The sequence below is a fragment of the Cupriavidus sp. 01L43 genome (assembly GCF_056399925.1).
The window spans coordinates 377,372-401,816 of the sequence record NZ_JBFTSH010000002.1 but is presented as its reverse complement, the minus strand read 5'-3'; the positions used below and the strand labels follow the sequence as shown (position 1 = coordinate 401,816).

Below are 24,445 nucleotides of genomic sequence, written 5' to 3'. Positions count from 1 at the left end.
AGAGACATCATGGCATGGACACGTGACGAAATGGCCGCGCGCGCGGCCCGCGAACTCCAGGACGGGTTCTACGTGAACCTCGGCATCGGCCTGCCGACGCTGGTGGCCAACCACGTGCCGGAAGGCATGGAGGTCTGGCTCCAGTCCGAGAACGGCCTGCTCGGTATCGGCCCGTTCCCGACCGAGGACGAAGTGGACGCCGACATGATCAACGCCGGCAAGCAGACCGTGACTACGCTGGCGGGCTCGTCGATCTTCTCGTCGGCGGACTCGTTCGCGATGATCCGCGGCGGCCACATCAACCTGGCCATCCTCGGCGCGATGCAGGTCAGCCAGCACGGCGACCTGGCCAACTGGATGATCCCGGGCAAGATGGTCAAGGGCATGGGTGGCGCGATGGACCTCGTGGCCGGCGTCGGCCGCGTGGTGGTGCTGATGGAACACACCGCCAAGAAGAAGGACGGCACCGAGGACATCAAGATCATGGCCGACTGCAACCTGCCGCTGACCGGCGTGGGCGTGGTCAACCGCATCATCACCGACCTCGGCGTGATCGACGTGACCTCCGATGGCCTGAAGCTCGTGGAAACGGCGCCCGGCGTCAGCCGCGAGGAAATCCAGGCGAAGACGGGCGCGACGCTGCTGTAAGCGAATCACTTGCCGCAAAAACAAAACCCCCCGCCAGCGCAAGCCGGCGGGGGTTTTTGTGTCTTGGGGCGGGGGCGGGGGCCGGGCTCGGCCTTACTGCGCCACCCAGCCGCCATCCATGTTCCAGATCGCGCCGCGCACCTGGCGGGCGGCCTCGCTGGAGAGGAACACGGCCAGCGCGCCCAGTTCCTCCGGCGTCACGAACTGGCCGGACGGCTGCTTTTCGATCACCAGCTCGCGCTTGGCCTGCTCGATCGGAATGCCCTCGCGCTCCGCGCGCGCTTCCACCTGTTTCTGGACCAGCGGCGTCAGCACCCAGCCCGGGCAGATCGCGTTGGCCGTCACGCCGGTCTGCGCGGTTTCCAGCGCTGTAACCTTGGTGAAACCGACGATGCCGTGCTTGGCGGCCACATAGGCGGACTTTTCCGCCGACGCCACCAGCCCGTGCGTGGAAGCCACGTTGATGATCCGCCCCCAGTTCTTGGCCTTCATCGACGGCAGCGCGAGCCGCGTCGTGTGGAAGGCCGAGGTCAGGTTGATGGCGATGATTGCGTCCCACTTGTCCGTCGGAAATTCTTCAATTTTCGCGACAAACTGGATGCCCGCGTTGTTGACGAGGATGTCCACGCCGCCGAAGTCGCGCTCGGCGTAGCGCATCATGTCCTCGATCTCGGCCGCCTTGCTCATGTCCGCGCCGTGGTAGCCCACCTGGATGCCGCTGCCCGCGCGCGCGATCTCCGCCTTTGCGCCGTCCGCGTCACCAAAACCGTTGGCGATGATGTTGGCGCCCTGCGCCGCCAGTGCCTGCGCGATGCCGAGTCCGATCCCACTGGTCGAGCCAGTCACCAGTGCCGTCTTGCCTTTGAGCATGTAAGCCTCCGTCGGGAGTAGGGGGGTGATGTGCTGTGGCATTGTACTCGCAGGGCGTACAATCCTGCTTTGCCCAAACGCCCGGAATCTTCCGGAGCGGGGTCGTAATTTGCTGAGAATTGCGGCCAGCATTTGCCCCCGAAACGTAGTCCCCACTCTCGCAGGGAGTTCAGATGTCTTCCAGCCCGCGCCTCGGCTTCGTTCAGTGCATCAGTCCCGCCGGCCTGCATCGCATGGCCTATCACGAGTGGGGCGACCCGGCCAATCCGCGCGTGCTGATGTGCGTGCATGGACTGACCCGCACCGGGCGCGACTTCGATACCGTGGCGCGCGCGCTGTCTGGCGACTATCGCGTGATCTGCCCCGATGTGGCGGGACGCGGGCGCTCCGAATGGCTGGCCGATCCGCGCCGCTACATCGTGCCGCAATATGTCTCGGACATGGTCACGCTGATCGCCCGGCTCAACGTGGAGCAGGTGGACTGGTTCGGCACGTCGATGGGCGGGCTGATCGGCATGGGGCTGGCGAGCCTGCCCAAGTCGCCGATCCGCAAGCTGCTGCTCAATGACGTCGGCCCCCGGCTGGCCCCGCAGGCGGTGGAGCGCATCGGCGCCTACCTCGGGCTGCCGGTGCGGTTCAAGACCTTCGAGGAAGGGCTGGCTTACCTCCAGACCATCAGCGCCTCGTTCGGCCGCCACACGCCCGAGCAGTGGCGCGAGTTGAACGGCGCGATCCTGAAGCCGGTGCAGGCCGCAGAGGGCATGGAATGGGGTTTGCATTACGATCCCGCGCTGGCGGTGCCGTTCAAGGAGACCACGCCGGAGATGGTGCTGGCCGGCGAGGCCGCGCTCTGGATGATGTTCGAGGCCATCCAGGGCCCGACGCTGGTGGTGCGCGGCGCGCAGTCCGACCTCCTGCTGCGCGAGACCATGGCCGAGATGCAGGCACGTGGCAAACAGGTTTCCACGGTGGAAGTCCCCGATGTGGGGCATGCGCCGACATTTATCGATCCGGCCCAGGTAGCCATCGCCCGGGACTTCTTCCTGGGCACGTGAGGCCGAGCCGGATCCTATCCCGAACTTAATGGAATTGCGATGAGTACCAATGCCCTGAAGCGCGCCCATGTGGGCGCGCGCCTTTCCGAGTACGCGGTCTACAACGGCGTGGTCTATCTGGCTGGCCAGGTGCCGGAAGTGGACCCCAAGGCGGACCTGCGCGGCCAGACGCGCGAGGTGCTGGGCCATATCGACCGCCTGCTGGCCGAGGCCGGCAGCGACAAGACGCGCATCCTGTCGTGCCAGATCTTCCTGACCGACGTGACCCGCATCGGCGAGATGAACGAGGTCTGGGACGCCTGGGTGCCGCAGGGCAACACGCCGCCCCGCGCCACCGTCGAGGCGAAGCTGGGCAACCCCGACTACCTGATCGAAGTGGTGGTGACGGCCGCCCTGAATTGATGGTGGATGGTTTGACATGGTGACGTCCACCGATCTCACGAGCCAGGTCGCCGGCGTGCCCGATGCCGGGCTGGTCGAGCGCGCGCTGGCTTTCGTGCGCGAGACCGCCGACGGGGCGAAGCCCGCGATGCTGCCCACCGGCGAGACCGTCCTGTCTCACGCCGAGGGGATGCTGCGCATCCTCGACGGCCTGCGCGTGGATGACGCCGCGCGCGCCGCGGCCTGCCTGTTCGCCGTGGCGGCGTTCGTGCCGGACACCGAGCCCGAAATCGAGCCGCGTTTTGGCGAGGAAGTCGCGCGGCTGGTGAAGGGCGTGCGACAACTGTTGCGCATCGGTGCCATCGCGGTGTCGCAGACCGATGTCTCGGAATCGTCGAAATCCGAGGTCGCCGCGCGCCAGGAACAGGTGGAGGCGCTGCGCAAGATGCTGCTGGCCTTCGCCCAGGACATCCGCGTGGTGCTGGTGCGGCTGGCCTCGCGGCTCCAGACGCTGCGCTGGCTCGCGCAGACCAAGAACATGCCGCTGCCGGGCGTGGCGCGCGAGACGCTGGACATCTACGCGCCACTGGCCAACCGGCTCGGGATCTGGCAGATGAAGTGGGAGCTGGAGGACCTTGCTTTCCGCTTCGAACAGCCCGATACCTACAAGCGCATCGCAAAACTGCTAGACGAGAAGCGGATCGAGCGCGAGAGCTATATCTCGCAGGCGATCGAGCGGCTGCAGTCGGAACTGGCCTCGGCCGGCATCCCCGCCGAGGTGACCGGCCGGCCCAAGCACATCTACAGCATCTGGAAGAAGATGCGCGGCAAGGAACTCGATTTTGCCGATTTGTACGATGTGCGTGCGTTCCGCGTGATCGTGGACGACATCAAGGATTGCTACACGGTCCTCGGCATCGTCCACCATATCTGGCAGCCGATTCCGCGCGAGTTCGACGACTATATTTCCCGACCGAAGTCCAACGGCTACAAGTCCCTGCACACGGTGGTCATCGGCGACGATGGCCGCGCGTTCGAGGTGCAGATCCGCACGCAGGAGATGCACCACTTCGCCGAATACGGCGTGGCGGCGCACTGGCGCTACAAGGAAGCCGGCAGCAAGGGCTACAGCGGACAGTTCTCGGCCAGCGAACGCTACGACGAGAAGATCGCGTGGCTGCGCCAGTTGCTGGCGTGGAAGGACGATGCCGACCACTCGGTCGCGCACGAGGATTCGCCGTGGGAGCAGCTCAAGCATGCGGCCATCGACGACCATATCTATGTGCTGACCCCGCAGGCGCGCGTGGTGGCGATGCCGCAGGGCGCTACGCCGGTGGACTTCGCCTATTACCTGCATAGCGATCTCGGCCACCGCTGCCGGGGCGCGCGCGTGGACGGGGCGATGGTGCCGCTGAACACGCCGCTACGGAACGGGCAGACCGTGGAGATCGTGGCGGTGAAGCAGGGCGGGCCGTCGCGCGACTGGCTCAACACGGAACTTGGCTATCTTGCGAGTAGCCGGGCGCGGTCCAAGGTGCGCGCGTGGTTCAACGCGCTGGACTCACAGGAGACCATCGCGCAGGGCCGGGCGCTGATCGAAAAAACCCTGCAGCGCGAGGGCAAGACGGCTGTCAACCTCGACGACCTGGCCAGCCGGCTCAGCTTCAAGACGCCGGAGGACCTGTTCGCGGCGGTGGCGAAGGAGGAGTTCAGCCTGCGTCACGTGGAGCATGCGCTGCGGCACCCGGAGGGCGAGGCCCAGCCGCAATTCAACGAGGAAGAGGCCGTCACCAAGAAGAGCCGCGCGACCAGCGTGGCGCGCGGCGCCAAGAGCGGCGTGCTGGTGGTGGGGGTGGATTCGCTGATGACGCAGATGTCGCGCTGCTGCAAGCCGGCGCCGCCGGACGAGATTGTCGGATTCGTCACGCGCGGGCGCGGCGTGTCGATCCATCGCCGCAATTGCCATACGTTCCAGCAGCTGTCGTCGCGCGCGCCCGAGCGCGTGATCCAGACCGAGTGGGGCAAGCGCAGCGACGCCGTGTACCCGGTGGACATCCACGTGGAAGCGGTGGACCGCCAGGGCCTGCTGCGCGATATCTCCGAAGTGCTGTCACGCGAGAAGATCAACGTCACCGGCGTGAAGACGCTTTCGAGCAAGGGCGTGGCGAAGATGCAGTTCACGGCCGAGGTCGCGGAAGCCACGCAGCTGCAACGCGCGCTTTCCATCATCGAAGATGTACAAGGGGTGTTGCAGGCGAAAAGAAAGTGATGCTATACTTGCGGCTTCGCTAGGCTCGTAGCTCAGCTGGTTAGAGCACCACCTTGACATGGTGGGGGTCGTTGGTTCGAGTCCAATCGAGCCTACCAACGAATTGCAGTAAAGCAGTAAAAATACGTATTACCCCGTCGGCATCGAAGGCTGACGTGACGGCAGATCCGATCGACTTCTACAGGCACGGAAACGCATCATGAACAAGACAACTCGAACTACTACCGCTGGTTAGCGACAGTAGTCGAGGTGCGCCTTCGCCCCGGGGTGATCCGGGTAGATTGAGAAAAACGCGGCCTTGGCCGCGTTTTTTTTCGTCTGTCGTTCGCCAGCGGCCTGATAAGCTGCCGCATCGTCCGCGATGCGCGGCAAGAAACAAATGGTGGCTGGCTTCGCCGCTGCCGCAGACTTTGACTTTGATCCGCCCGCCAAGGCGCAGAATGCCGGCGAGCGGACCCCTCAAAAGGTGCAAGATGATCGCAATCACGCTGCCGGACGGTTCCCGTCGCGAGTTCCCCGGCCCCGTCACGGTGGCCGAAGTGGCCCAGAGCATCGGCTCGGGCCTGGCCAAGGCGGCACTCGCCGGCAAGGTCGATGGCCAGCTCGTCGATACGAGCTACCGGATCGACCGTGACGCCGCGCTCGCCATCGTCACGGACAAGGACGCCGATGGCGTCGACGTGATCCGCCACTCGACGGCTCACTTGCTGGCCTACGCCGTCAAGGAGCTGTATCCCGAGGCGCAGGTGACGATCGGCCCGGTCATCGACAACGGTTTCTACTACGACTTCGCCTACAAGCGCCCCTTCACGCCCGAAGACCTCGTCGCCATCGAGAAGAAGATGACGGAGCTGGCCCGCAAGGACGAGAAAGTCACGCGCGAAGTGTGGAACCGCGACGAGGCGGTGGCGCTGTTCGAGTCGATGGGCGAGAAGTACAAGGCCGAGATCATCGCGTCGATTCCGGCGGATCAGGAAATCGGCCTCTATCGCGAAGGCAGTTTCGTCGATCTGTGCCGCGGCCCGCACGTGCCGTCCACGGGCAAGCTCAAGGTCTTCAAGCTGATGAAGGTGGCCGGTGCCTACTGGCGCGGCGATTCGAACAACGAGATGCTCCAGCGCGTCTACGGCACGGCCTGGGCGAAGAAGGAAGACCAGGACGCCTACCTGACGATGCTGGAAGAGGCCGAGAAGCGCGACCACCGCAAGCTCGGCAAGCTGCTCGACCTGTTCCACCTGCAGGAGGAAGCGCCGGGCATGGTGTTCTGGCACCCGAAGGGCTGGCAGGTCTGGCAGGCCGTGGAGCAGTACATGCGCGGCCGCCTGGGCGAAGCCAAGTACGAAGAAGTCCGCACGCCGCAGGTGATGGATCGTTCGCTCTGGGAAAAGTCCGGCCACTGGCAGAACTACAAGGAGAACATGTTCGTCACGGAATCGGAGAAGCGCGACTACGCGATCAAGCCGATGAACTGCCCCGGACATGTGCAGATCTTCAACCACGGGCTGCGCTCGTACCGTGACCTGCCGCTGCGCCTGGCTGAGTTCGGCGCCTGCCATCGCAACGAGCCGTCCGGCGCGCTGCACGGGTTGATGCGCGTACGCGGCTTTGTGCAGGATGATGCGCACATCTTCTGCACGGAAGCCCAGATCGTGGAAGAAGCGAAGGCGTTCAACGAACTCGCGTTCTCGATCTATGACGATTTCGGCTTCAAGGACGTGGCGGTCAAGCTGTCGCTGCGCCCGCCCCAGCGCGCCGGTTCGGACGAGATCTGGGATCACGCCGAGGAAGGCCTGCGCCTGGCGCTGCGTGCCTGCGGCGTGGAGTGGGAAGAGCTGCCGGGTGAGGGCGCCTTCTACGGCCCGAAGGTCGAATACCACATCAAGGACGCCATCGGCCGCTCGTGGCAGTGCGGCACGCTGCAACTGGATCTGGTGCTGCCGGAGCGTCTGGGTGCCGAATACGTCGCCGAGGACAACTCGCGCAAGCGTCCGGTCATGCTCCACCGCGCCATTCTCGGTTCGTTCGAGCGTTTCCTGGGCATCCTGCTCGAAAATCATGCGGGTGCCTTGCCCGCCTGGCTCGCGCCGGAGCAGGTGGTGGTCCTGAATATTGCCGATTCGCAGTCGGAATATGCCGAAAGCGTCGTGCAACTCTTGCAAAAACAAGGGTTTAGGGCCAAGGCCGATTTGCGTAACGAGAAAATTACGTATAAAATCCGCGAGCATTCTCTCCAGAAGATTCCCTACCTGCTGGTAGTGGGCGAAAAGGAGAAGGATGCCAGTCAAGTGGCCGTGCGTGCCCGTGGCAACGTGGATCTGGGTGTGATGCCCGTCTCCGCGTTTGTGGAACGTCTCCAACAGGACGTTGCCAACAAGGCCTGAGGGTGCTGAGCACGGCTTGTTTTTTTGTCTTCTTGAGGTAACGGAACATCGCTACAGACAAAGGTCACCGTATCAACCGTGAGATCAGCGCGCCGGAACTGCGCCTGGTAGGGGTTGATAACGAGCAGCTCGGCATCGTCAAGTTCATGGACGCATTGCGCCTGGCCGAGGACAAGGACTTGGATCTCGTGGAAATCGCGCCCAACGCGGCTCCACCCGTGGCCCGCATCATGGACTACGGCAAGTTCAAGTATGAGGAAGCCAAGCGCGCCCATGACGCCAAGCTCAAGCAGAAGATCATCCAGGTCAAGGAAGTGAAGTTCCGCCCTGGCACGGATGATGGCGACTACAACGTCAAGCTGCGCAACCTGAAGCGTTTCCTGGAAGATGGTGACAAGACCAAGATCACGCTGCGTTTCCGCGGCCGTGAGATGGCCCACCAGGAAATCGGTGCGCGCGTGCTGGAGCGTCTGAAGGCGGACCTGGAGGAGTTGGGTCAGGTCGAGCAGATGCCGAAGATGGAAGGCCGCCAGATGGTGATGGTGCTGGCCCCCAAGAAGAAGAAGTAATTCTCGCGCGGGGCGACGGCCGGGGTGCCAGGTGCATCCCGGCGTCGTGCTGCGCGGAAAACAGTATGCGGTCCCCGTGGCTGCGTACAAAAACAAGTGGATGCGGGTCTTGCAAGCGTCGGCGTGAGCCGTCCACCTGCATGCATGTCATAGAGCTGGAGTTTTTCATGCCTAAGATGAAGACCAAGAAAAGCGCCTCCAAGCGCTTTACGGCGCGCCCGAACGGTTCGTTCAAGCGCGGCCAGGCCTTCAAGCGTCACATCCTGACCAAGAAGACCACCAAGAACAAGCGTCAACTGCGCGGCACCCAGGACGTCCATGAGACGAACCTGAAGTCGGTTCGCGCGATGATGCCCTACGCATAACCCAACGACAACGAAAGGAGTAATACATGCCTCGAGTCAAACGTGGGGTCACTGCACGGGCCCGTCACAAGAAAGTCATCGACGCTGCCAAGGGTTACCGCGGCCGTCGCAATAACGTCTATCGCATCGCCAAGCAGGCGGTCATGCGTGCTGGCCAGTACGCATACCGCGATCGTCGCAACAAGAAGCGCGTGTTCCGCGCGCTCTGGATTGCACGTATCAACGCGGCAACGCGTGAGCATGGCCTGACCTACAGCGTGTTCATGAACGGCCTGAAGAAGGCTTCGATTGAACTGGACCGCAAGGTGCTGTCGGACATGGCTATCCACGACAAGCCTGCCTTTGCCGCCATCGTCAACCAGGTGAAAGCCTCCGTTGCCTGATGCCGGCTGCGGAAGCGCCCCAGGGCGCTTCCCGGCAAGCGCCGACCGCCAGGTCTGCTGAAACGGGGCTCCTCACCGAGCCCCGTTTTCATTTCGAATGCCGTGTCATGCGCACTGAAACGGCACCCGAAATGAGATACCGCACACAGTGCTAACCCTTTCCACGATTGCCGTCATGTCCCTGGATCTGGATCAAATCGTCGCCGATGCACAGGCCGCCTTCGCCGCCGCCAACGACAACGCCACGCTGGAAAATGAAAAGGCCCGCTTCCTGGGCAAGACCGGGGCGCTGACCGAGCTGCTCAAGGGCCTGGGCAAGCTCGACCCCGAGGCGCGCAAGACCGAAGGCGCGCGTATCAACCAGATCAAGCAGCAGGTGGAAGGTGCGCTGCAAGCGCGCCGCCAGGCGCTGGCTGATGCGCTGATGAACGCGCGTCTGGCCGCCGAGGCCATCGACGTGACGCTGCCCGGCCGCGCCACGTCGCGCGGCAGCCTGCATCCGGTCATGCGCACGTGGGAGCGCGTGGAGCAGATCTTCGGCTCCATCGGCTTCGACGTGGCGGATGGTCCCGAGATCGAGACCGACTGGATGAACTTCACCGCGCTGAACAACCCGGACAACCATCCGGCCCGTTCGATGCAGGACACGTTCTATGTGGACGGCCGCGACAGCGACGACAAGCTGCTGCTCCTGCGCACGCACACCAGCCCGATGCAGGTGCGCTACGCCCGCATGCACGTGCAGAAGTACGCCGGCAAGGACATGCCGCCGATCAAGGTGATCTGCCCGGGCCGCACCTACCGCGTGGACAGCGACGCTACGCACTCGCCGATGTTCAACCAGGTGGAAGGGCTGTGGATTGGCGAGCATGTGAGCTTTGCCGACCTGAAGGGCGTCTACACCGATTTCCTGCGCAAGTTCTTCGAGCGCGATGACATCCAGGTGCGCTTCCGCCCGTCGTACTTCCCGTTCACCGAGCCGTCGGCGGAAATCGACATGGCCTTCGGCAGCGGCCGCTGGCTGGAGATCTCGGGCTCGGGCCAGGTACATCCGAACGTGCTGCGCAACATGGGCCTCGACCCCGAGCGCTATATCGGCTTCGCGTTCGGCTCCGGCCTCGAGCGCCTGACGATGCTGCGCTATGGCATCAACGACCTGCGGCTGTTCTTCGAAGGCGACGTGCGCTTCCTGCGCCAGTTCGCCTGACCTGTCCCAGGCCGCATCGCCCATCGTCACAGAACATCACAGAATACCTACCGGATCAGAAGCGCCATGCAATTCTCGGAATCCTGGCTTCGTACTTTCGCCAATCCTGAAAAGATCTCGACCGACGCGCTGTCGCACAGCCTGACCATGGCCGGGCTCGAGGTGGAAGAGGTTGGCCCCGTCGCGCCGCCGTTCAGCAAGATCGTCGTGGCCCGTGTGCTGGCCACCGAGCGCCATCCCAACGCCGACCGTCTCAATGTCTGCCAGGTCGATGCCGGCACCGGCGAGACGCTCCAGATCGTCTGTGGCGCGCCCAACGTCAAGCCCGGCATCCTGGTGCCGTGCGCGATGGTCGGCGCCGTGCTGCCGCCGGCGGAAGCGGGCGGCGCGCCGTTCGAGATCAAGATCGGCAAGCTGCGTGGCGTGGAAAGCTACGGCATGTTGTGCTCGGCGCGCGAGCTGAAGCTGTCCGAGGATCACGGCGGCCTGATGGTCCTGCCGGACGACGCCCCGGTCGGCCAGGATATTCGTCAGTATCTGGATCTGGACGATCAGATTTTCACGATCAAGCTGACGCCGAACAAGGCGGACTGCCTGTCGATCCACGGCGTGGCGCGTGAAGTTTCCGCGCTGACCGGCGCCACGCTGACGCTGCCGGACATGAAGCCGGTGACCGTCACGCTCGCTGACAAGCTGGCGGTGAAGATCTCGGCGCCGGACCTCTGCGGCCGCTTCTCGGGCCGTGTGATCCGTGGCGTGAACGCGCGTGCCGCCACTCCGGCGTGGATGGTGCAGCGCCTGGAGCGCTCGGGCCAGCGCAGCATCTCGGCGCTGGTGGACATCTCCAACTATGTGATGCTGGAGCTGGGCCGTCCGAGCCACGTGTTCGATCTCGACAAGATCCACGGCGGGCTGGACGTACGCTGGGGCCGCAAGGGCGAGCAGCTCAAGCTGCTGAACGGCAACACGGTCGACGTGGACGAGCAGGTGGGCGTGATCGCCGACGACAAGGAGATCGAGAGCCTGGCCGGCATCATGGGCGGTGACAGCACCGCCGTGTCGCTGGACACGACCAACATCTACCTGGAAGCCGCATTCTGGTGGCCGAACGCCATCCAGGGCCGCGCGCGCCGCTACAACTTCTCGACCGATGCCGCACACCGCTTCGAACGCGGCGTGGACTACGCCACGACGGTGGAGCACATCGAGCGCATTACCGCGCTGATCCTCGACATCTGCGGCGGCCAGGCCGGCCCGGTGGACGATCAGGTCGTGAACCTGCCCGAGCGCAAGCCGGTGAGCCTGCGCGTGGCACGTGCCGAGCGCGTGCTGGGCATCGAACTGTCGTCGGCCACCATCGCCGACGTGTTCCAGCGCCTGAACCTGCCGTTCACGCGCTCGGAAGGCGCCGAGGGCGAGGTGTTCGCCGTCACGCCGCCGAGCTACCGCTTCGACATCGAGATCGAGGAAGACCTGATCGAGGAAGTGGCGCGCATCTATGGCTTCGAGCGGATTCCCACGCTGCCGCCGATCGCCGAGAGCGAGATGCGTCCGACCAACGAGGCACGCCGCTCTACCCATGGGGTGCGTCACGCGCTGGCCGCCCGCGACTACCAGGAGGTGATCAACTTCGCCTTCGTGGAAGAGAAGTGGGAGCGCGACTTCGCCAGCAACGACAACCCGATCCGCCTGCTGAACCCGATCGCGAGCCAGCTGGCCGTGATGCGTTCGACGCTGCTTGGCGGGCTGGTGGACAAGGTCCGTTACAACCTCAACCGCAAGGCCGCGCGCGTGCGCCTGTTCGAAGTGGGCCGCGTGTTCCATCGCGACGGCAACGTGACGGATGGCGGCCTGACCGTGGCTGGCTATCACCAGCCGATGGTGGCCGCCGGCATCGCCTACGGCCCGGCATTCGACGAGCAGTGGGGTATCGCCACGCGTCCGGTGGACTTCTTCGATGTGAAGGGCGACGTGGAGTCGCTGTTCCATCCGCGTACGGCGCGTTTCGAGCCGGTGGCGCATCCCGCGCTGCATCCGGGCCGCGCCGCGCGCGTGATCGTGGACGGCAAGCCGGTTGGCGTGGTGGGCGAGCTGCACCCACGCTGGCTCCAGGAATACGAGCTGACGCAAGCGCCCGTGGCCTTCGAGCTGGACCTTGATGCCCTGCGCGACGTCGGTCTGCCGGCGTACACAGAGATCTCGAAGTTCCCGGCCGCCGTGCGCGACCTGGCCGTGGTGGTCAAGCAGTCGGTGCGCGTGCAGGACCTGCTCGATGCGATGCGCGCGGCGCTGGACCAAGGCGGTTTTGGCCACTACGTGCAGAGCCTGGTGCTGTTCGACGAGTTCCGTCCGAAGGCGGCTTCGGCCGCCATCGGGGCTGACGAGAAAAGCCTTGCGTTCCGTGTGACGTTGCAAGATACTGGGGCGACCCTCCAGGACGAGACGGTCGACAGCGCGGTGCGCTGTATGATCGATGCGCTGGCAGCGGGCTTCTCGGCCCGTCTGCGCGGATAGGTCGCTGAAACCTGGGGCGCCCGGGCACAGCTCCCGGGCGGATCGCCAGACAGACCTCAGAAGAGCGATCAAGAATGAACGATCGAGACGCGAATTCCATGAATGCTGCAGACCTGGGCGAGGTCAGCGACCGGCACGCCGCCTCACTGGACGACGCATCGCCGGAAGCCCGCGCGACCGAAGTGCCCACCCTCACGAAGGCCGAACTTGCAGAGATGCTGTTCGACCAGGTTGGCCTGAACAAACGTGAATCCAAGGACATGGTCGAAGCCTTCTTCGACGTGATTCGTGAAGCCTTGGAACATGGTGACAGCGTCAAGCTGTCCGGCTTCGGCAACTTCCAGTTGCGCGACAAGCCGCAGCGTCCAGGCCGCAACCCCAAGACGGGCGAAATCATCCCCATCACCGCGCGCCGCGTGGTGACGTTCCACGCCAGCCAGAAACTCAAGGGCCTGGTCGAGGAGCGCGCCGATCTGGCTGTGCCGGGCTGACGGTCCGCTGCTGGGAGTTTTCCGCTGGCGTTTCGCGCTGGCGCCTCCCGGCGCGTCGCGGCTGTCCGACACGCCACGCCACGCCTCCTGCCTCGAACGGTGGATTGCCCACGGCACTTGCAGTCTGTATCCTGCAATGCTCGCGCGCATGTCGCGCCAACCGAGTCGCGCCTTTCGGCCTGACGCCTGACTTCCCATCGCATGTCGGAAAAATCCAGCGAGCGCGTTGCGCTGCCGCCGATTCCCGCAAAACGCTACTTCACGATTGGCGAAGTGAGCGAGCTTTGCGCCGTCAAGCCGCACGTGCTGCGGTACTGGGAACAGGAGTTCACCCAGCTCAAGCCGGTGAAGCGGCGCGGCAATCGACGTTACTATCAGCATCACGAAGTGCTGCTGATCCGGCGTATCCGCGAGTTGCTGTACGAGCAGGGATTCACCATCAACGGGGCGCGCAACCGCCTCGACGATGGTCGCCATCATGGCCTCGGCGCGCCGCTGGAGGAGGGCGAGACCGAGTCGGTGGTGCCGGTCGCCACGGCGCCTGTGCTGTCGGTCGATCTCAATACTTTGCGCGGCGAGCTGGTGGCAGTGCAAAACCTGCTGGCGCAATTGAAAGAGATCGCGCGGCATGGATAATTTTGCAATGCGCCGTGCCAATGACTAGCCACCGATCGATTGTTGCTGATATAATCTTTTGCTTCGGGGCGTAGCGCAGCCTGGTAGCGTACCTGCATGGGGTGCAGGTGGTCGGAGGTTCAAATCCTCTCGCCCCGACCAGACAAGGAACCCGCTTGGTGTCAAAACCAAGCGGGTTTTTCTTTGGCATTGCGCACGGGTTTCGCGCCCGGCGCTTGATGCGTCGCAAAACTTCTTTACATTTCCTGCGTTCCCTCACGCGGCATCGTGGCCTAGCCTAGGACGATGATTTGAAACGCAGGGTGAGTCATGAGTTGGCGTGATGTTTTCCTGATCGGCACCGGCTGGGTCGGTGCCTGTATGGCGGTTGGCTGGCTGCTGACCACGGTGGTGAAACTCCTCGAATGAACGGCGCGTTCCGTACGTAATCCCCCGACGAAGAAACGCCGCCCGATTTTCTCGGCGCGGCGTTTTTCATTATGGGTTGCGGCGGCGCCGTTTGAATGCACCGTGCAGGTCGCTTTGGTATAACCTGAAATCAGGGAACCTCCGATTCTCCTGCGCGTCTCGCCATAGGAGAGCATCGCTGCGGGAGGGCGCGATGGGGCAACGTGAACTCAGGGCCTGCTGGTTTGGCGCGGGCGTGTTGGTCGGCGCGATGGCCGCGAGCCTGTGCGCGATGCGCGCCATGTCTCGCGCACGGACCGATGTGTCCGCGAATTTGTCTCCGGATGTCTCGGCGGATGTATCGCCGGCTGCCTCGCCCGTCGAGGATGCCGCCCGGGCACCGTCCGCGGCGCCGGAGAGCGGCGCGGACATGTTCGAATACCGCGGCTTCGTGGTGCACCTGTTCTGGCAGGCGCTCGCTCCGGCACGGTACAAGGCCTGGTGCGATATCTGGGAGGCCGGCGCGATAGTGCAGGAGGCGGGCGGTCCGCCGGCCACGTATCCGACCGCTGCCGAGGCACGCATGGCGGCCGGCGCCTGGGCACGGCACTGGGTCCAGAACAACGGCTGATGTCGCAGATTCGGTAAAACGAAGCACGCTTCGTGGCCTGATCGATCCCAATCTATTCTCAACATAACGCCGCTGTGACGCCCGCTATCCCGCCAAGGTAGGGGCCAAATGGCGGCCCTGCATGGTGTGACGCGACAGACACACGTGTTACGATTTGCAGCGTCTTTTGGAGTCCGTGATGTTTGTATGTCAGAACCAACCCTGTGGTGCGCGCTGGAAGCCCGCCGAGGTGGTGATCAAGAACGAGGGGCAGGGCCCCATCTTCCGCTGCCCGCTCTGCGGCGCGCGCAACCGCCTGATGGCCTCGCATCGTGCGGACGGCAGCATCGACTACAAGCAACTCCGGCGCGAAGCCTCGGGCGCGGATGCCGCGCCGCCGAAAGCTCGACGGAGCTGATCGACGTAAAGGGGGTCGACGCGCATGGCGAAAAGCAAGACGCCTCAAGCCGGCGACTGTGGGACCGTTAAGATGGAGATGGACATCAGCGACTTATCCCACGACGCCGCCTCCAATGCCGAGCTCATTGGATGGTCAGGTGCATCCCCACAAGTGATTGCCCGCGTGCTCAATGCCGCGCTGGCCGCGCAGGACCTGTCCGGCTTCGCCGCATTGCTGTCCGACATTGCGCGCGACCGCGGCCTGAAGGGGGCGCGCGGCACGCACCAGTCGATCTACGACATGCCGTACGCGAGCTTGCTGCCGCGTCAGAAGCACCTGCTGGCCGATGCGTTCGACCTCTTCCTCCGCCTGGGTCTGGAGTTCCGCGCGCGCGGCGACGGCAGCGACGACCTTGACGGCGCCGAAGACGACGACCTGCCCGCGCTGCGCGACATGGACGACGATGACGATGTCATCGACATCGACGAGCGCTGACGGCTAGCCACTAGCCGTCGCTAGCCGTCAATCAGCGCCCGCCGCCTGGGGCCGGTCAGACGCGCTCCAGCAAGCCGATTTCCTTCACCGCAACGGACAGCATCGACAACGCCGAGGCCCCCGTGGCGCCCGACGCGCGCTGGTCGGCCAGCATCTGTGCGAAGCGGTCCAGCGCCACCTGTCGGCTCTTGCGCCAGTCCTCGATCAGCGCCGGGGCGTCCTCCACCTCGCGCGACTGGCCCAGCACGCTGGTCGTCAGCGCGCGCTTGAGCCGGCCCAGGTCTTCCAGCGTGGTCGTGCGGGCGAGCAGGTCCCAGTGTGTGTCCGCCGGCAGTGAGAACGCGCGCTCGCGCAGCCATCCGAAATTGAGTTCCGAATCGAGGGCGAAGTAGACCGCTGCCACGGTGTCCAGGCTGCGCTGGCAGGCGGCTGCGACCTCGGCCACGTCGAGCGCGGCCGCAGCCGCATCGCTGGCGGCCACGCGCAGGGCGAGGTCGTCGTCCACGCCGGCTTCGATCAGCGTCATCGCCCGCTCGGCCATGGCCTCTGCGCCCTCGGGCGGCAGCAGCTTGGGCAGTTGCGGCGTGAGCCAGCGCGCGGCTTCGACGAAGCGCGTCGCGCCGGGCTCTACCGTGCCGCCGCCGCGCAGGTAGCGCACGAACCAGAGCGTGGCGCGCTCGAGCAGCCGCGCCAGCGCGCCGAACATCTGCGCCTGGATGGCGTCGTCCACGCGGTTGTCGAAGGCGTCGATGCGCGCCCAGATCCCGGACAGCCCGAACACGTCACGCGCCAGCAGGCAGGCGCGCACGATATCGGCCGGACGCCCGTCGGTCTCCTCCATCAGATGATGGACGAAGGTCGGCCCGACGCGGTTCACGAGGATGTTGGTCAGGTGCGTGGCGAGGATTTCGCGCCGCAGCGGATGCCGCTGCATCGGCTCGGCATGGCGCACGCGCAGCGGCTCGGGGAAGTAGTCGGCCAGCAGGGTCGAGACGAGCGCGTCCTCGGGCAGGTCCGAGACCAGCAGCTCGTCGTACAACCACATCTTGCTATAGGCCAGCAGCACCGCACGCTCGGGCGACGTCAGCCCCGCGCCGAGTGCCTTGCGTTCGGCGATCTCGTCCTCGGGCGGCAGGAATTCGAGCGGACGGTTGAGCCGGCCCGCGCGCTCGAGCCAGCGGATCAGCCGCGCCTCGGCGTCGAGCAGTTCCGTGGCCTGACGGCCCGCCACGGAGAGCGCCTGGGTCTGGTAGTAGTTGTCCTGGAGCACCAGCAGGCCCACCTCGTCGGTCATCTCGGCCAGCAGCGTATTGCGCTGCTTGATGGTCATCTCGCCGTCGGCCATCACGATGCCTAGCAGAATCTTGATATTGACCTCGTGATCGGAGCAATCGACGCCGGCCGAATTGTCGATGGCATCGGTATTGATCCGGCCCCCCTTGCGCGCGAACTCGATGCGGCCAAGCTGGGTGAAGCCGAGATTGCCGCCTTCGCCCACCACCTTGCAGCGCAGTTCGGCGCCGTTCACGCGCACCGCATCGTTGGTGCGGTCGCCGGCTTGCTGATGGGTCTCGGACGCAGCCTTGACGTAGGTGCCGATGCCGCCGTTGTAGAGCAGGTCGACGGGCGCCATCAGCAGCGCGTGGATCAGGTCCGCCGGCGACAGCGTGCTGGTCGTGATCCCCAGCGCCGCCTGCACCTGCGGCGTGAGCGCGATGGTCTTGGCCGTGCGCGGATAGATGCCGCCGCCGGCCGAGATCAGCGCGGTGTCATAGTCGGCCCAGCTCGAACGGGGCAGGGCGAACAGCCGCGCGCGCTCGGCCAGGCTCCTGGCGCAGTCGGGGTCCGGGTCGAGGAAGATGTGTCGATGGTCGAACGCGGCCAGCAGCTTGATGTGCGGAGAAAGCAGCATGCCGTTGCCGAAGACGTCGCCGGACATGTCACCGATGCCCACTACCGTGAACGGCGTGGCCTGGATATCAACGCCCATCTCGCGGAAATGGCGCTTCACGCTCTCCCACGCGCCGCGCGCGGTGATCGCCATCTTCTTGTGGTCGTAGCCGACCGAGCCGCCCGACGCGAAGGCGTCGTCGAGCCAGAAGCGGTACTCGCCCGAGATGGCGTTGGCGTAGTCCGAGAACGTCGCGGTGCCCTTGTCGGCGGCCACCACGAGGTAGGGGTCCGACTCGTCGTGGCGCACCACTTCGGGGGGCGGCACGATGTCGCCGGAGACGAGGTTGTCGGTCAGGTCGAGCAGCCCGCGCAGGAAGGTCTGGTAGCAGGCCACGCCTTCGGCCAGATAGGCGTCGCGGTCGGTGGCGGGCGGCGGGCGCTTGACCACGAAACCGCCTTTCGAGCCCACCGGCACGATCACCACGTTCTTCACCATCTGCGCCTTCATCAGGCCCAGCACCTCGGTGCGGAAGTCCTCGCGCCGGTCCGACCAGCGCAGCCCGCCCCGGGCCACCCGGCCGCCGCGCAGATGCACCCCCTCCACACGCGGCGAGTAGACCCAGATCTCGAACATCGGCCGTGGCTCGGGCAGGCCCTGCACCAGCGCCGGATTGAATTTGAATGAGACGTAGGGGCGCGGCTGGCCCTCCGCGTCGCGGTGGAAGTAGTTGGTCCGCACCGTGGCCGCGATCACGTTCAGGAACAGGCGCAGGATGCGGTCCTCGTCGAGGTTGGGCACCTTGTCTAGCGCGGCGTCGATCTCGGCCAGCAGGCGCTGGGTGCGCGTCTCGTCACCCGGCGTGGCCACGGCGGGGTCGAAGCGGGCCACGAACAGCGCCACCAGCAGCGCGGCGATATTCGGATTGCTGGTCAGCGCGCGCTCGATATAGGCATTGCTGAAGGTCGAGCCCACTTGCCGCAGGTACTTGGCAAACGCGCGCAGGATGGTCACGTCGCGCGCGGCCAGCCCGGCGCGTAGGACGAGCCGATTGAAATCGTCGTTTTCGATCTCGCCGTTCCAGGCCCGCGCGAAGGCGTCCTCGAACAGCGGCTTCACGCGCTCGATCTCCACGTCCAGAGGGCGGCCCTCGGGGTCAGCGGCAATCTCCAGGCCGAAGTCGTGGATCCACACCGGCGCGCCGGCATCGGGCTCGATCAGGTAGGGGCGCTCCTCGTCCACGCGCACGCCCAGGTGTTCGAGCATCGGCAGGCTCAGGGACAGCGCGATGGGCTCGCCGGCGCGGAAGACCTTGAAGCGGAACGCGCCCGGCGCGGCCTCGATGGGCCGGTACAGGTTCATGGCGAGGCCGCTCGGGTGCTGGCGCGCGTGCTCCATCAGCTCGATGTCGCGCACGGCGGTGCGGGCAGCGTAGTCCTCGCGGTAGCCGGCGGGGAAGGCGTCGCAGTAGCGGCGCAGCAGCACGATGCCTTGTTCCTCGCCCCGGCTGACGTGGAGCGCGGTGGCCAGGTCGTCCTGCCAGCGGCGCGTGGCCTGCACGATGCGCTCTTCCAGCTCGCGGGTGTCCACCTCGGGCATGGTGCCCGGCTCGCCACGCACGGTGAGTTGGATGCGCGCCAGCGGGGATTCGGACAGCAGCGGCGTGAACTCGCAGCTGGTGCCATGGAACGCCTCCACCAGCAGCTTCTGGATGCGCTGGCGCAGGTCGGTGTTGTACTTGTCGCGCGGCACGAAGACCAGGCACGAGATAAATCGGTCGAAGCGGTCGCGCCGCACGAACAGCCGGATGCGCTGGTGCTCCTGCAACCGCAGGATGCCGATGGCGATCTCGAACAGCTCGTCCTCGTCGGCCTGGAACAGGTCATCGCGCGGATATTGCTCGAGGATGGTGACCAGCGACTTGTACAGGTGGCCCTTGGTCAGGAAACCGGCGCGCGCCAGGATGTTGGCGCACTTGCGCCGCGCCAGCGGAATCTCGCTGGTGCTGACCATATAGGCCGTGGACGTGTACAGCCCCACGAAGCGCCGTTCGCCGAACAGCTTGCCGTTGGCGTCGAGCAGCTTCACGCCCACATAGTCGAGATAGCCGGGCCGATGGACGGTCGCGCGCGAGTTGGCCTTGGTCAGGAAGATTGGCGAGGCCCCTTCGATGACGCTCGCGGCGGCGGCGGGCAGCGGGGTCAGGTCGTCCTCGCCCGGATCGCGCAGCGCTTCGCGCAGGATGCCCGCGCCCGAGCCCGGCACGCCGCGCAGGAAGTACTGGCCGTCGCGTGGCACCAACTCGTAGTCGCGCTGGCCGAGGAAGGTGAAATGGTCGTCGAGCAGCCATTCGAGGAAGGCGCGGGCCTCCACCGATTCCGGGCTCGCGGCGTCCGGCGCGCGGCCCATGCTGGCGACGGTGTCCTCGGCCACCTGCTGCATGCGCGGCCAGTCTTCCACGGCGGCGCGCACATCGCCGAGGATGCGGGCGATGCCGGTGCGCAGCGTTTCCAGCCGGGCGCCTTCGCCGGTGCGGTCCACCTCGAAATGCATGAACGATTCGAGCCGGCAGGTGGTGTTGCCGGCCGGGTCGGCGTCGTTCCGCCCGCCCAGGCCCACCCGCAGGATCGTGCCCTTGGCATCGCGGCAGATGTTGAAGACCGGGTGGATGGTCGAATGGAGCGTCAGGCCGAGCCGGTTGATCTCCATCGTGATCGAATCGACGAGGAACGGCATGTCGTCGTTGACGATCTCGATGATCGTATGGTCCGAGTGCCAGCCGTGTTCCTCGAGCTTCGGGTTGTAGACCCGCACGCGCGCGGTGCCCGGCACGAACTTCTGGGCGGTCTGCCAATGGGCCATGATCGCGCCGTAGAGGTCCGCCACGTTGCGTGCGAGCAGGTCCTCGGCATCGGCCAGGTCGTAGTAGTGGCGCAGCAGGGGTTCCAGCACCTCGAACGTGGCGGCGGGGAGCCGCTCGCGCGCGAGCGCGACGAGGTCATCCAGCAACTGCGCGACTTTTTCTTCGTTTTCCGGAGGCATGGCATCTCCTCGGCGTGTGCCGGTGCATGCTCATACTGTAGGAAAGTTTTGACCTGCCCGGGTGACAAAACACGTCAGCGGGCAGGTTGAGACGGGCGAGGCGCCCGGGGATCAGATGAAGCGCAAGCGGGTCAGGCGGCCACGGCGCGCAGCGCGGCGCGGCCGACCTCGGGCGGTACGACCACGGAGCTTTCGGAGCGCTCCCATGCGGCATTGCGGCGATGGCGCTCGGCATGGTCCTGCAGCGTGCCGGTCATGCGATGCAGCAGGCCGGTCAGCGCCACGCGCTCCTCGGCATTGAACTGGCCCACCGAGACCGAGTGCAGGGCCTTCACGCCCTGGCCGGCACGGTCCAGCCGCGCGGCGGCGCTGGCCGCGATGCGCGGGGCGCCATTGGCCTCGAACGCCAGCCAGCCTTCCTCGCGCAACTCGTTGAGCAGCCGTTCGGTCTGGGCCACGTCCATGAACACGGCGGCCGACAACGGCAATCCGCGGCGGAAGGTGCCGGTGTGGATGGCGCGCAGCAACAGCCATTTCGGATAGGTCAGCCCCGAGACAGACAAGGTCTGTTCGAGGGCGGCTTGCCACGCGGTCACGGCGTCGACAAGCGCGAGCACGATCGGCTCATTGATTTCGAGTGCTTTCGGCTGCATTGGCTCAGGTCTCCCAATCTGGGTTTGCCGCCTGCTTGCATCGTCTGTGCATGGGCCGGTGCATTGGCCGGCCCGGGCGGCACCGCTGCCTGCCTCTGGTAGTGGGCGGGTCATCCGGTAGGCGAGACACTATCAGTAATGTATGGACATGGGTGTGACAGATCGGGTAAGTCCTAATCAGCCTTTTGTACGAGGTGCCGTGCGCACCTCGTGGCGGGGGGCGTGCGGCCCCAAAAACAAAACAGCCCGCGACATGCGCGGGCTGCTTTCGCAAAACGACGACCTGGGTCGCTTACTGCTTCTTGGCGCCGTCGGTGTAGACGTCAGGCTTGCCGGACTTCGCACCATCGGTGTACGGGTCAGCCTTGCCGACCTTGGCGCCGTCCGTGTACGGATCGGCCTTCTTCGGGGCGAGATCGGTCTGCGTGGACTTCTTCGCGCCGTCGGTGTACGGGTCGAACTTGCCGGACTTGGCCGTGTTGGCGTGCGGGCTGGCCTTCTTGGTATGGCTGCCGCTGTGGATGTCGCCACCGTCCGTGTAGTTCTTCTGTGCGTGCGCCAGTTGCATGGTGCCCAGGCCGGCCAGCGCAGCAATGATCAGGGTCGGTACGGTCTTCTTCAGCATCTTCAATCCTCGCAGGTAATGCGCCATATCCGGGAATTCGTCGGAGGTCGTCAGATTCCGTACAGATACAGCAGATGAGAAAAATGGCTTTGTTACTACTGTACCGGGGTGCGCGTGCAGCAGCCAGCAATTTTGTAGATCCTGCGCTCGGGCGATGCTGCCGCCACACCACGGTGGCGGCAGGGGGGGGCAGGTGTTACTCCAGCGTGATGTTCTGGTCCACCGCGATCTTCTTGCGGAGGTCCAGTTCGCGCTTGATCTGGGCGGCGTACTGCTGCGAGGTGTTGCCGTCCGGATAGGCGCCGCTGTCATGCAGGCGCTTCTTCACGGCGGGGTCCTGAAGTGCCTTGATCGCCGCATCGTGGATCTTGGCGACGATGGCCGGCGGCGTGCCGGCCGGTGCCACCAGCCCGTACCAGGCCATGTTGTTCATGTCCTTCATGCCTTCCTCTGCGAAGGTGGGCACGTCAGGCAGGCCTTCCACGCGCTTGGGCGCGGCGACAGCCAGCGCGCGCAGGCGGCTGGACTGGATGAAGGGCATCGACGACGGCAGGTTGTCGAACTGGGCGTTGACCTGGCCGGCCAGCGTGTCGTTCAGGGCTGGGCCCGATCCACGGTAAGGAATGTGGACCATATCGGCCTTGGTGATGTACTTGAACAGCTCGCCATCGAGGTGCGAAATGCTGCCCTTGCCGGCCGAGGCGTAGCTGTACTTACCCGGGTTGGCCTTCAGCAGTGCGACGAATTCCTTGAGATTCTTCGCCGGCACCTTGGGGTTCACGGTCAGCACGTTCGGCACGTTCACCAGGTTGGTGATCGGCGCGAAGTCCTTGATCGGATCGTACGGATTCTTGGCGTTGGTGGCCGGGTTCGTCGCCATCGTGCTCACGGTGGCGATGCCGAGCGTGTAGCCGTCCGGCGCGGACTTGGCCAGCGCGTCGGCGCCGATTGCGCCGCCGCCACCGCCACGGTTCTCCACCACCACGGGCTGGCCCAACTCGCGGCCCAGTGCGTCGGACACGGCGCGGCCGACGATGTCGGTGGTGCCGCCCGCCGCGAACGGTACGATCAGGCGGATCGGCTTGTTGGGATACGCCTGCGCGTGGGCGATGCCCGCTTGTGCCAGGCCCAGCATGGCCAGGGCGACGGCCGCGCCCGCTTTCAGAACTGCTTTCAAGAGATGCCTCCGGTATTGTCTAGTTCCGCAATACGGAACTCCGTTCCGTGATGTGCGTTGACAGGCATTCAACCCTGAAAGGGTTCTGCAGGGAAATCGGTGAGAACCCGGTGGCGGGCGGGAAAGTGCGGCGCAATGCCGCTGAGGCGAAGCAAAAACGTCGATGCAAAGCAAAAAGCCCGGAACCTTGTGGATTCCGGGCTTTTCTGAATTCGCTGGTGGGGCGTGAGTGACTCGAACACTCGACCTACGGATTAAGAGTCCGCTGCTCTACCAACTGAGCTAACGCCCCAACGAAGAAAAAGATTGTAGCAAGGTACCGAATACGACGCAAGCCCCTCGGCGCATTTTTTTGCACCGCAATGCCAGCGGATTACAATGCGCGCACTTCGGCTTCCGGGCATCTCCATGCACGCGCGCGTTCTGCGGTATTTCGACGAGGTGGTCCGGCGCGGCTCCATCCGCCGCGCGGCCGAGCATCTGCATGTGGCGCCGACGGCCATCAATCGCCAGATCCTCGATTTGGAGGCCGAACTGGGCGCGCCGCTGTTCGAGCGCATCCACAAACGCCTGCACCTGACGCCGCTGGGCGAGATGGTGCTCGCCCATGTGCGCCAGACGCTACGCGAGCACGACGCGCTCCAGGCGCGCATCGCCGAGATCAAGGGCGCGCGGCGCGGCATGGTTACCGTGGCCACCACCTCTGGGCTGGCCGGCGCGCTGATGCCCTCGCTCGTCCACGACTTCCGCCAGCAGCATCCGGGCATCGCCGTGCGCGTGGCGGACCTGCCGGTGGACGGCATCGTCGCCGCGGTGGAGCAGGGCGATGCTGACCTCGGGCTCGGCTACGACCTGCCCGAAGTGGCCGCCTTCCGCGTGGCCGCGAGCCGTGACTGGTCGATTGGCGCGGTGGTCGCGCCCGGTCATCCGCTGGCCGCGCAGCCCTCCGCGCTGCTCGCCGAGGTGGCCGGCTATCCGTTGATCCTGCCCGCGCCGACACTGTCGATCCGCGCCCTGGTGGACGACGCCTTCGCCCGCCAATCGATCGACGTCACGCCGGCCGTGGAATCGACCTCCGTGGTGCTGATCCAGCGCCTGGCGGCGGCCGGCGGCGGCGTGGCGCTACTCAATCCGCTCGATGTGATGGAAGACCGCGCGCGTGGCGCGCTGGTCTTCGTGCCGCTGCGCGATGGCGGCCTGCAGCGCCAGACCCTGCGGCTGGTGGCGCGGGCGCGCGGCCCGGCGAGCGCGGCGGGCGAACTGATGGCGCGGGCCATCGGCGCAGCGCTGGACGGGTTGTTCCGCTGACTTGGTGGGCTCTTGCGCGGCGACCTGTCCACAAATTGTGGACACCTACGTCGAAATTTGACGCTTTGGTGCAATAGATGGCGCCAGT

21 protein-coding genes and 3 tRNA genes are annotated in these 24,445 nt (G+C 65.4%); 18 read left to right on the top strand and 6 right to left on the bottom strand.

Annotated features, from left to right (window positions below; translation table 11 throughout):
- Nucleotides 1-9: 9 nt before the first annotated feature.
- Nucleotides 10-648 (top strand): CoA transferase subunit B, encoded by a 639-nt coding sequence (locus tag AC1DP9_RS04930; RefSeq protein WP_092292787.1) that lies wholly within the window; start codon nucleotides 10-12, stop codon nucleotides 646-648.
- A gap of 93 nt (nucleotides 649-741) precedes the next feature.
- Here AC1DP9_RS04930 and AC1DP9_RS04925 read toward each other — a convergent pair whose 3' ends face one another.
- Nucleotides 742-1,518, bottom strand: a complete 777-nt coding sequence (locus AC1DP9_RS04925; RefSeq protein ID WP_092292789.1) for a 3-hydroxybutyrate dehydrogenase — start codon at nucleotides 1,516-1,518, stop codon at nucleotides 742-744.
- A gap of 173 nt (nucleotides 1,519-1,691) precedes the next feature.
- On the opposite strand from AC1DP9_RS04925, the gene AC1DP9_RS04920 reads away from it, so the two are divergent.
- The 16 genes from AC1DP9_RS04920 to AC1DP9_RS04845 all read left to right on the top strand — a co-directional run bounded on the left by AC1DP9_RS04920 (nucleotide 1,692) and on the right by AC1DP9_RS04845 (nucleotide 15,661).
- Nucleotides 1,692-2,573 carry an alpha/beta fold hydrolase gene (locus tag AC1DP9_RS04920; RefSeq protein WP_092292791.1) on the top strand — a complete coding sequence of 294 codons (882 nt, stop codon included), beginning with the start codon at nucleotides 1,692-1,694 and terminating at the stop codon, nucleotides 2,571-2,573.
- A gap of 39 nt (nucleotides 2,574-2,612) precedes the next feature.
- The gene (locus AC1DP9_RS04915) at nucleotides 2,613-2,975 is read left to right on the top strand and encodes a RidA family protein (RefSeq protein WP_092292793.1); all 363 of its coding nucleotides are present in this window, start codon (nucleotides 2,613-2,615) and stop codon (nucleotides 2,973-2,975) included.
- 16 nt (nucleotides 2,976-2,991) lie between these two features.
- A complete protein-coding gene (locus AC1DP9_RS04910; protein ID WP_477106756.1) occupies nucleotides 2,992-5,223 on the top strand; it encodes a RelA/SpoT family protein in 2,232 nt (743 codons plus the stop codon).
- A 21-nt stretch (nucleotides 5,224-5,244) separates the two neighbouring features.
- Nucleotides 5,245-5,321, top strand: a tRNA-Val gene (locus AC1DP9_RS04905).
- 375 nt (nucleotides 5,322-5,696) lie between these two features.
- The gene (thrS, locus tag AC1DP9_RS04900) at nucleotides 5,697-7,604 is read left to right on the top strand and encodes a threonine--tRNA ligase (RefSeq protein WP_477106755.1); all 1,908 of its coding nucleotides are present in this window, start codon (nucleotides 5,697-5,699) and stop codon (nucleotides 7,602-7,604) included.
- Between the two features lie 47 nt (nucleotides 7,605-7,651).
- Complete coding sequence (gene infC, locus AC1DP9_RS04895; protein WP_092292799.1) at nucleotides 7,652-8,173, top strand: translation initiation factor IF-3; 522 nt, start codon at nucleotides 7,652-7,654, stop codon at nucleotides 8,171-8,173.
- 167 nt (nucleotides 8,174-8,340) lie between these two features.
- Nucleotides 8,341-8,538: a 50S ribosomal protein L35 gene (gene rpmI / locus AC1DP9_RS04890; protein ID WP_006575466.1), complete on the top strand. Its 198-nt coding sequence runs from the start codon at nucleotides 8,341-8,343 to the stop codon at nucleotides 8,536-8,538.
- Between the two features lie 26 nt (nucleotides 8,539-8,564).
- Nucleotides 8,565-8,921, top strand: a complete 357-nt coding sequence (rplT, locus tag AC1DP9_RS04885) for a 50S ribosomal protein L20 (RefSeq protein WP_092292801.1) — start codon at nucleotides 8,565-8,567, stop codon at nucleotides 8,919-8,921.
- A gap of 181 nt (nucleotides 8,922-9,102) precedes the next feature.
- On the top strand, nucleotides 9,103-10,128 hold the full coding sequence (gene pheS / locus AC1DP9_RS04880; protein WP_177219888.1) for a phenylalanine--tRNA ligase subunit alpha: 1,026 nt from the start codon (nucleotides 9,103-9,105) through the stop codon (nucleotides 10,126-10,128).
- Nucleotides 10,129-10,194: 66 nt separating this feature from the next.
- Nucleotides 10,195-12,642, top strand: coding sequence for a phenylalanine--tRNA ligase subunit beta (gene pheT, locus AC1DP9_RS04875; protein WP_477106754.1), 2,448 nt, complete (start codon nucleotides 10,195-10,197; stop codon nucleotides 12,640-12,642).
- 74 nt (nucleotides 12,643-12,716) lie between these two features.
- The gene (locus AC1DP9_RS04870; protein WP_092292807.1) at nucleotides 12,717-13,133 is read left to right on the top strand and encodes an integration host factor subunit alpha; all 417 of its coding nucleotides are present in this window, start codon (nucleotides 12,717-12,719) and stop codon (nucleotides 13,131-13,133) included.
- A 201-nt stretch (nucleotides 13,134-13,334) separates the two neighbouring features.
- Entirely contained in the window at nucleotides 13,335-13,769 is a 435-nt protein-coding gene (locus AC1DP9_RS04865; protein ID WP_092292809.1) for a MerR family transcriptional regulator, read from the top strand.
- A 64-nt stretch (nucleotides 13,770-13,833) separates the two neighbouring features.
- Nucleotides 13,834-13,910: transfer RNA gene (locus AC1DP9_RS04860), tRNA-Pro, on the top strand.
- Nucleotides 13,911-14,370: 460 nt separating this feature from the next.
- Entirely contained in the window at nucleotides 14,371-14,787 is a 417-nt protein-coding gene (locus AC1DP9_RS04855; RefSeq protein WP_092292811.1) for a hypothetical protein, read from the top strand.
- A 178-nt stretch (nucleotides 14,788-14,965) separates the two neighbouring features.
- Nucleotides 14,966-15,184 carry a hypothetical protein gene (locus AC1DP9_RS04850; RefSeq protein WP_092292813.1) on the top strand — a complete coding sequence of 73 codons (219 nt, stop codon included), beginning with the start codon at nucleotides 14,966-14,968 and terminating at the stop codon, nucleotides 15,182-15,184.
- 78 nt (nucleotides 15,185-15,262) lie between these two features.
- Nucleotides 15,263-15,661, top strand: coding sequence for a hypothetical protein (locus AC1DP9_RS04845; protein WP_092292815.1), 399 nt, complete (start codon nucleotides 15,263-15,265; stop codon nucleotides 15,659-15,661).
- A 55-nt stretch (nucleotides 15,662-15,716) separates the two neighbouring features.
- Here the strand turns inward: AC1DP9_RS04845 and AC1DP9_RS04840 are convergent, their stop codons facing one another.
- The 5 genes from AC1DP9_RS04840 to AC1DP9_RS04820 form a co-directional block, all read right to left on the bottom strand.
- Nucleotides 15,717-20,594 (bottom strand): NAD-glutamate dehydrogenase, encoded by a 4,878-nt coding sequence (locus tag AC1DP9_RS04840; protein WP_477106753.1) that lies wholly within the window; start codon nucleotides 20,592-20,594, stop codon nucleotides 15,717-15,719.
- 131 nt (nucleotides 20,595-20,725) lie between these two features.
- Nucleotides 20,726-21,247 carry a MarR family transcriptional regulator gene (locus tag AC1DP9_RS04835; RefSeq protein WP_092292819.1) on the bottom strand — a complete coding sequence of 174 codons (522 nt, stop codon included), beginning with the start codon at nucleotides 21,245-21,247 and terminating at the stop codon, nucleotides 20,726-20,728.
- A 292-nt stretch (nucleotides 21,248-21,539) separates the two neighbouring features.
- The gene (locus tag AC1DP9_RS04830; RefSeq protein WP_441644440.1) at nucleotides 21,540-21,872 is read right to left on the bottom strand and encodes a hypothetical protein; all 333 of its coding nucleotides are present in this window, start codon (nucleotides 21,870-21,872) and stop codon (nucleotides 21,540-21,542) included.
- Between the two features lie 196 nt (nucleotides 21,873-22,068).
- Entirely contained in the window at nucleotides 22,069-23,049 is a 981-nt protein-coding gene (locus AC1DP9_RS04825) for a Bug family tripartite tricarboxylate transporter substrate binding protein (protein ID WP_092292823.1), read from the bottom strand.
- Nucleotides 23,050-23,265: 216 nt separating this feature from the next.
- A tRNA-Lys gene (locus AC1DP9_RS04820) sits at nucleotides 23,266-23,341 on the bottom strand.
- Between the two features lie 116 nt (nucleotides 23,342-23,457).
- Between AC1DP9_RS04820 and AC1DP9_RS04815 the strand changes: the two genes are divergently transcribed.
- Nucleotides 23,458-24,357: a LysR family transcriptional regulator gene (locus AC1DP9_RS04815; RefSeq protein ID WP_477106752.1), complete on the top strand. Its 900-nt coding sequence runs from the start codon at nucleotides 23,458-23,460 to the stop codon at nucleotides 24,355-24,357.
- Nucleotides 24,358-24,445: the final 88 nt, after the last annotated feature.

What these genes read in the sequence shown, in the direction of transcription:
- AC1DP9_RS04930 (WP_092292787.1), top strand. Translation starts at nt 10, where the DNA reads ATGGCATGGACACGTGACGAAATGGCCGCGCGCGCGGCCCGCGAACTC.
- AC1DP9_RS04925 (WP_092292789.1), bottom strand. Translation starts at nt 1,518, where the DNA reads ATGCTCAAAGGCAAGACGGCACTGGTGACTGGCTCGACCAGTGGGATC.
- AC1DP9_RS04920 (WP_092292791.1), top strand. Translation starts at nt 1,692, where the DNA reads ATGTCTTCCAGCCCGCGCCTCGGCTTCGTTCAGTGCATCAGTCCCGCC.
- AC1DP9_RS04915 (WP_092292793.1), top strand. Translation starts at nt 2,613, where the DNA reads ATGAGTACCAATGCCCTGAAGCGCGCCCATGTGGGCGCGCGCCTTTCC.
- AC1DP9_RS04910 (WP_477106756.1), top strand. Translation starts at nt 2,992, where the DNA reads ATGGTGACGTCCACCGATCTCACGAGCCAGGTCGCCGGCGTGCCCGAT.
- thrS (WP_477106755.1), top strand. Translation starts at nt 5,697, where the DNA reads ATGATCGCAATCACGCTGCCGGACGGTTCCCGTCGCGAGTTCCCCGGC.
- rpmI (WP_006575466.1), top strand. Translation starts at nt 8,341, where the DNA reads ATGCCTAAGATGAAGACCAAGAAAAGCGCCTCCAAGCGCTTTACGGCG.
- rplT (WP_092292801.1), top strand. Translation starts at nt 8,565, where the DNA reads ATGCCTCGAGTCAAACGTGGGGTCACTGCACGGGCCCGTCACAAGAAA.
- pheT (WP_477106754.1), top strand. Translation starts at nt 10,195, where the DNA reads ATGCAATTCTCGGAATCCTGGCTTCGTACTTTCGCCAATCCTGAAAAG.
- AC1DP9_RS04870 (WP_092292807.1), top strand. Translation starts at nt 12,717, where the DNA reads ATGAACGATCGAGACGCGAATTCCATGAATGCTGCAGACCTGGGCGAG.
- AC1DP9_RS04865 (WP_092292809.1), top strand. Translation starts at nt 13,335, where the DNA reads ATGTCGGAAAAATCCAGCGAGCGCGTTGCGCTGCCGCCGATTCCCGCA.
- AC1DP9_RS04855 (WP_092292811.1), top strand. Translation starts at nt 14,371, where the DNA reads ATGGGGCAACGTGAACTCAGGGCCTGCTGGTTTGGCGCGGGCGTGTTG.
- AC1DP9_RS04850 (WP_092292813.1), top strand. Translation starts at nt 14,966, where the DNA reads ATGTTTGTATGTCAGAACCAACCCTGTGGTGCGCGCTGGAAGCCCGCC.
- AC1DP9_RS04845 (WP_092292815.1), top strand. Translation starts at nt 15,263, where the DNA reads ATGGACATCAGCGACTTATCCCACGACGCCGCCTCCAATGCCGAGCTC.
- AC1DP9_RS04840 (WP_477106753.1), bottom strand. Translation starts at nt 20,594, where the DNA reads ATGCCTCCGGAAAACGAAGAAAAAGTCGCGCAGTTGCTGGATGACCTC.
- AC1DP9_RS04835 (WP_092292819.1), bottom strand. Translation starts at nt 21,247, where the DNA reads ATGCAGCCGAAAGCACTCGAAATCAATGAGCCGATCGTGCTCGCGCTT.
- AC1DP9_RS04830 (WP_441644440.1), bottom strand. Translation starts at nt 21,872, where the DNA reads ATGCTGAAGAAGACCGTACCGACCCTGATCATTGCTGCGCTGGCCGGC.
- AC1DP9_RS04815 (WP_477106752.1), top strand. Translation starts at nt 23,458, where the DNA reads ATGCACGCGCGCGTTCTGCGGTATTTCGACGAGGTGGTCCGGCGCGGC.